Annotated in this window: 4 protein-coding genes and 1 pseudogene; 1 reads left to right on the top strand and 4 read right to left on the bottom strand. The window is 70.6% G+C overall.

What is annotated here, in order from left to right:
- Window positions 1-79 precede the first annotated feature (79 nt).
- Window positions 80-1,495, bottom strand: a complete 1,416-nt coding sequence (locus tag AC27VN_RS31235) for an FAD-binding oxidoreductase (RefSeq protein ID WP_490879068.1) — start codon at window positions 1,493-1,495, stop codon at window positions 80-82.
- Window positions 1,496-1,578: 83 nt separating this feature from the next.
- On the bottom strand, window positions 1,579-2,895 hold the full coding sequence (locus AC27VN_RS31230; RefSeq protein WP_490879067.1) for an MFS transporter: 1,317 nt from the start codon (window positions 2,893-2,895) through the stop codon (window positions 1,579-1,581).
- Window positions 2,896-3,104: 209 nt separating this feature from the next.
- Here AC27VN_RS31230 and AC27VN_RS31225 point away from each other — a divergent pair, with 209 nt between their 5' ends.
- Window positions 3,105-4,061 (top strand): TIGR03571 family LLM class oxidoreductase, encoded by a 957-nt coding sequence (locus AC27VN_RS31225; protein ID WP_490879066.1) that lies wholly within the window; start codon window positions 3,105-3,107, stop codon window positions 4,059-4,061.
- 3 nt (window positions 4,062-4,064) lie between these two features.
- Here the strand turns inward: AC27VN_RS31225 and AC27VN_RS31220 are convergent, their stop codons facing one another.
- Together AC27VN_RS31220 and AC27VN_RS31215 are read right to left on the bottom strand one after the other, a co-directional pair.
- Window positions 4,065-5,318: a glutamate carboxypeptidase gene (locus AC27VN_RS31220; protein ID WP_490879065.1), complete on the bottom strand. Its 1,254-nt coding sequence runs from the start codon at window positions 5,316-5,318 to the stop codon at window positions 4,065-4,067.
- Between the two features lie 114 nt (window positions 5,319-5,432).
- Window positions 5,433-5,586 (bottom strand): annotated as a pseudogene (locus AC27VN_RS31215) (IclR family transcriptional regulator); the annotation flags it as partial.

Raw genomic sequence — 5,586 nt, 5'->3', positions numbered from 1 at the left:
GCCGCGGCCATCGCGACCCATGTGTGCTTGTGCGAACGCTTCATCGTCTTGTCTCCTGTGTTGTCGTATTCGGGGGTACTCAGACCGCGGCGTGGCCCACGACCTTGCCGGGATTGAAGATGTCGTGCGGATCGAGCGCGCGCTTGATCGCGCGCATCAGCCCAACCGCCTGCGCGCCGTGCTCCTCGACCAGGTACTGCATCTTGTGCAGCCCCACGCCGTGCTCGCCGGTGGAGGTGCCGCCATGGCGCAGCGCGCGCTGCACCAGCCGGTGGCTGAAGGCCTCCGCGGCAGCGTTCGCGGCGGCATCGTCGGGGTCGACCAGCACCAGGCAATGGAAGTTGCCGTCGCCCACATGCCCGAACACCGGCGCCAGCAGCCCGTGTTCGGCGATGTCGGCCTGGGTCTCGTCGATGCACTGCGCGAGCGCCGACAGCGGCACGCAGGCATCGGTCGTGAGGCTGCGGCAGCCGGCCTGGAGCTGCAGGCAGGCGAAGTAGGCGTGATGGCGCGGCGTCCACAGCCGCGAGCGTTCTTCCTGCCGCAGCGCCCACTGGAAGGCGCCGCCGCCATGGCCGGCCACGATCTCGCGCACCAGCTCGGCCTGTTCGTCGATCTGCGCCTTGCTCGCGCCGAACTCGAGGAACAGCGTCGGCTGCTCGGCCAGCGTGGTGCGGCTGTGGGCATTCACGGCGCGGATCGTCAGCGCGTCCAGCATCTCGGCGCGCGCGAGCGGTACGCCGAGCTGGATCGCCTCGATCACCACGTCGACCGCCGCGCGCACCGAGGGGAAATGCACCACCGCCGCCGCATGCGCCTCGGGATGCGGATGCAGCCGCACCGTGGCCTCGGTGATCAGACCCAGCGTGCCTTCGGAACCGCAATAGAGTTGCGTGAGGTTGTAGCCGGCCGAGCTCTTGCGCGCCTGCGTCGCGGTGCGCACCACCTCGCCGTCGGCCGTCACCACCGTGAGGTTCAAGAGGTTGTCGCGCATGGTGCCGTAGCGCACGGTGTTCGTGCCCGAGGCGGCGGTGGCGACCATGCCGCCGATCGAGGCGTCGGCACCGGGGTCGACCGAGAAGAAGAAGCCGCTGTCCGCGAGTGCCGCGTTGAGCTGGCCGCGTGTCACGCCGGCCTCGACCGTGGCCGTGAGGTCGCCGCCGCGGATCGCGAGCACGCGGTTCATGCGCGAGAAGTCGATGCACACGCCGCCCTGCACCGCGAGCAGGTGGCCTTCGACCGACGAGCCCACGCCGAAGCCGATTACGGGCACGCGCTCTCGTGCGCAGGCGCGCACCACGAAGGCGACCTCGTCGGTGCTCTGCACGAACACCACCGCGTCGGGCGGCTGCGGCGCATAGGCCGATTCGTCGGTGCCGTGCTGCAGCAGCACGGCCTGGCTGGTCGACAGGCGTTCCTCGAAACGCCGTTGCAGGAGTGCGAGCAGTTCGGCCGAGGGCGAACGACGCGCAGGGGAGATCACGACCGCATCCATGGGGTGGGACTTTCTGTGGGGAACCGGGAATGAAGCGCCGCGGGCGAACGCCGCGGCGCGAAGGCGAAGGCGAAAACGAAGGCTCAGCGCCGCGCGGCGGCCGGCTTGACCAGCAGCACCAGCACCGCGCCCGCCACCAGCAGGCCCGCGAGCATGTGCAGGCCCGCGTCGGTGCTCTGCGTCGCGTCCTTGATCAGGCCGATGAGGAAGGGCGCGCTGAAGCCCGAGAGGTTGCCGAAGGAGTTGATCAGCGCGATGCCCGCGGCGGCGGCCGCACCGCCCAGGAAGGCCGTCGGCATGCCCCAGAAGATCGGCAGGGTCGACATGATGCCCATGGTGGCGAGCGTGAGCCCGGCCATCGCGAGCACCGCGTTGCCGTGGAAGGCCACGCTGAGCACCAGCCCGATCGCGCCCACGATGGCGGCCAGCGCGCTGTGCCAGCGGTACTCGAGCCGGGGGTCGGCGCTGCGCGCCATCAGGTACATCGCGACCACGCCGAAGGTCCAGGGGATGGCGCTCAACAGGCCGATGTCGAGCGCGCCCTTCACGCCGATCGCCTTGATGATGCTCGGCAGCCAGAACGAAATGCCGTACAGGCCCGAGGTATAGGCGAAGTACACCAGCGCCAGCAGCCAGACGCGGCCGTTGCCCAGCACCGCGAGGATGCGCGGCTCGGCCTTGCCCTGGTTCTCGGCCGCGATGTCGCGCGCGATCAGCTCGCGCTCGGCGGGACTGAGCCACTGCGCGTCCTTCACGCGGTCGTCGAGGTAGCGCCATACGACCAGGCCCAGCGCCACGGTCGGCAGGCCCTGCAGCAGGAACAGCCATTGCCAGCCGGCCCAGCCGTTGACGCCGCCCATGCCCTGCAGGATCCAGCCCGAGATCGGGCCGCCGAGGATGCCCGCGAACGGGATCGCCGCGAGGAACAGCGAGGTCGCCTTGCTGCGCCGCGCGGCCGGGTACCAGTAGGTCAGGTACAGGATGATCCCGGGGAAGAAGCCCGCCTCGGCCGCGCCCAGCAGGAAGCGGATCACGTAGAAGGACATCGGCGAGCTCACGAACATCGTGGCGGCCGACAGCAGGCCCCAGGTGATCATGATCCGCGCGATCCAGCGGCGCGCGCCCACGCGGTGCAGGATCACGTTGCTCGGCACCTCGAACAGGAAGTAGCCGATGAAGAAGATGCCCGCGCCCAGGCCGTACACCGCCTCGCTGAACTGCAGGTCGCCCTGCATCTGCAGCTTGGCGAAGCCGACGTTGACGCGGTCGAGGTAGGCCACGATGTAGCAGACGAAGAGCAGCGGGATGAGCCGCCAGCCGACCTTGCGGTAGACGGCATCGGCGCCGCCGTCCTCTTGCGCCGCCGCTACCCGGGGCCGTGTGATCGCGCTCGTGTTCATGGAGTGGGTGTCTCGCTGTGCTTGTGATTCGGTGCGCCGATGGTCGCGGCGGCACGCGAAGGCGCCGCAGCGGGTTTACGCGCAAGATTCATATGGATTGAAGATCGGCGCATCTCCGATCGAGATGCTTGGCGCGGCCGCCTTGTCCCCACGCGGCGCCGGCCGCGATGCGCGTGCGATCATTTCCTTCGCCCCACCTCCTGCCGCCCATGCCCTCCTTCAACCGCGCCTACCAGCAGACCCTCCAGGCCGGCCGACTCACGCTCGGCCTCATGACACCGATCGCGCGCCCCGACGACGCGATGGCCGACCTCGCCGTCGAGCGCGATCTCGCGCAACGCGCCGACGCGCTGGGCTTCGCGGCGCTGTGGACGCGCGACGTGCCGGTGCTCGCGCCGCAGGGCGAGCGGATGATGCCGACGGCCCCGCTCGACGAGCCCTTCCTCTGGCTCGCCACGCTGGCCGCGGCCACGCAGCGCATCGCGCTCGGCACGGCCGCCGCGGTGCTGCCGCTGCGCCATCCACTGCACCTGGCCAAGGCCGCGCTGTCGCTGAACCGGCTGTCGGGCGAGCGCTTCATCCTCGGGCTCGGCTCGGGCGACCGCGAGGCCGAGTTCGCGATCTTCGGCGAGGACATCGCGCAGCGCGCCGAGACCTTCCGCGAGCGCTGGACGCTGGTGCGCTCGGCCCTCTCGCCGCTGGCTGCCGAGCGCGCCGTGCTGCGCGAGGCCGCGGCCGGCCACGAACTGATGGCGGCGCCGGCCGAACGCATCGGCATGGTGGTGGTGGGGTCGGCGCGACAGTCGCTGCAATGGACCGCGTCCCATGCCGACGGCTGGGCCACCTACCACCGCGACGAGGCGCGCCAGCAGGGCCGCATCGGCCTGTGGCAGACCGCGCTGCGCGAGCGCGCGGGCGGCGAGGCCAAGCCCTTCATCCAGTCGTTGCAGCTCGAGCTGCTCGAGCGCGCCGATGCGCCGGCCGAGCCGATCGAGCTGGGCCTGCGCACCGGGCGCGACGCGCTGGTGGCCTACCTCGACCGGCTGGAAGACGCGGGCGTGGCCCACGTGCTGATGAACATCGCGCGCGGGCCGCGCGACGCGCGCGAGATCGTGGAAGAACTCGGGCGCGAGGTGCTGCCGCGCCTCCAGAGCGCGGCCGCCTGAAGCTCAGTTCGCGCTCAACGCCATCAGCATCCGCGACAGCAGATACAGCCGCGGCACGATGCTCTCCACCTCCGCGTATTCCTCGGGCGTGTGGATGCCGCCGCCCACGATGCCGAAGCCGTCGAGCACCGGCACGCCGACGCCGGCCACCAGGCTCGCATCGGCGGCGCCACCGCTGCTCTCGATGGTGAGCTTCTTGTCGATCTCGGCGTAGATGCCCTCGGCGGTCGCCACCAGCTTGTCGGAGGCGGGCGAACGCGGCATCGGCGGCAGGCCGCGGATCAGGCGCACCTTGACCTCGGTGTCGGGGATCAGCTTGTTCTGCGAGATGCGCTGCAGGTCCTTCTCGACGCGGTCGAGCTCCTCGGGCGTGGCGGCGCGCACGTCGCCGCGCGCGCTCGCGGTGGCGGGGATCACGTTGGTCGGGCCGTTGGCGGTCAGCACCGTGAAGTTGACCGTGGTCTTCTTCGCGGCATCGGCGGTCTTCGACAGCTGCAGCACCTGGTGCGCCACCTCCATGGCGGCATTGCGGCCGGCCTCGGGCGCCACGCCCGCGTGCGCGGCCAGGCCCTTGACCTCGATCAGCGCGGTGGCCGAGCCCTTGCGCTCCACCACGAGGCCATCGGCCGGGCGGCCCGGCTCGAGGTTCAGCGCCACGTCGTGCTGCTTCGCCACGCGCTCGATCAGCGCGCTGGTGCCGACCGAGCCGGTCTCCTCGTTGGTGTCGATCAGGAAGGTGAGCTGGCCGTAGTCCTTGAAGCCCAGCTGCTGCAGGATCTTCAGCGCCTGCAGGCCCGCGACCACGCCGCCCTTGTTGTCCATCACGCCCGGACCGTAGGCGCGTCCGTCCTTCACGTAGAAGGGCTTGGCGGCGGCGGTGCCGTCCTTGAACACGGTGTCGATGTGGGCCAGGATCAGGATCTTCTTCTTGCCGGTGCCGGTGAAGGTCGCGACCACGTTGCTGCCCGGATGCGGCTCGGCCGGGAAGGTCTCGATGCGCGCGCCCATCTGGCGCAGTTCGTCCACCACCAGCGCGCGGACCTTCTCGAGGCCCTCGGCATTGGTCGAGCCCGAGTCGATGTTGACCAGGCGCTCGAGCAGCTTGAGCGATTCCTCCTTCTTCTGCGTGGCGGCGTCGAGCACGGCCTGGTTCGGCTGCTGCGCCGAAGCAGCGCCCGAGAAAGCGCCCGCGAAGGCGAGCGCGCAGGCCAGCGCGATGGCCGGCGTGCGAAGGGAGGGGAAGGCGAAAGTCTTCATAAGTCTTGTTGTCCGTTCTTTGTCGATGGCTGTTGGCTCCGCGAGGAGGCGCGCCGCTCCCCGCGACGCGCCGGCGCAGCCTATCGCCCCGCCCGCACGCGGGTCAAGCGCGGCTCAGCATTCCTTCGGTACCAGGTAGCCCAGCACCTCGCTGGTCGCGGCCGCCTCGCGCAGCACGGCCGTCGCGATCACGCCATCGGCCGAGGGATCGAAGCCGCCGCTCGCGCCCAGCGCGGTGATGACGGCGCACACGCGTCCCGTGAAGTCG

The organism is Variovorax sp. 20P10.2.4, from assembly GCF_058244205.1.
The sequence above is the reverse complement of the archived record's forward strand: the minus strand, read 5'-3'. Positions and strand labels throughout refer to the sequence as shown.

Bases quoted from the DNA above. Each gene is read 5' to 3' on its own strand.
- AC27VN_RS31220 (WP_490879065.1), bottom strand. From the start codon at position 5,318: ATGAAGACTTTCGCCTTCCCCTCCCTTCGCACGCCGGCCATCGCGCTG.
- AC27VN_RS31225 (WP_490879066.1), top strand. From the start codon at position 3,105: ATGCCCTCCTTCAACCGCGCCTACCAGCAGACCCTCCAGGCCGGCCGA.
- AC27VN_RS31235 (WP_490879068.1), bottom strand. From the start codon at position 1,495: ATGGATGCGGTCGTGATCTCCCCTGCGCGTCGTTCGCCCTCGGCCGAA.
- AC27VN_RS31230 (WP_490879067.1), bottom strand. From the start codon at position 2,895: ATGAACACGAGCGCGATCACACGGCCCCGGGTAGCGGCGGCGCAAGAG.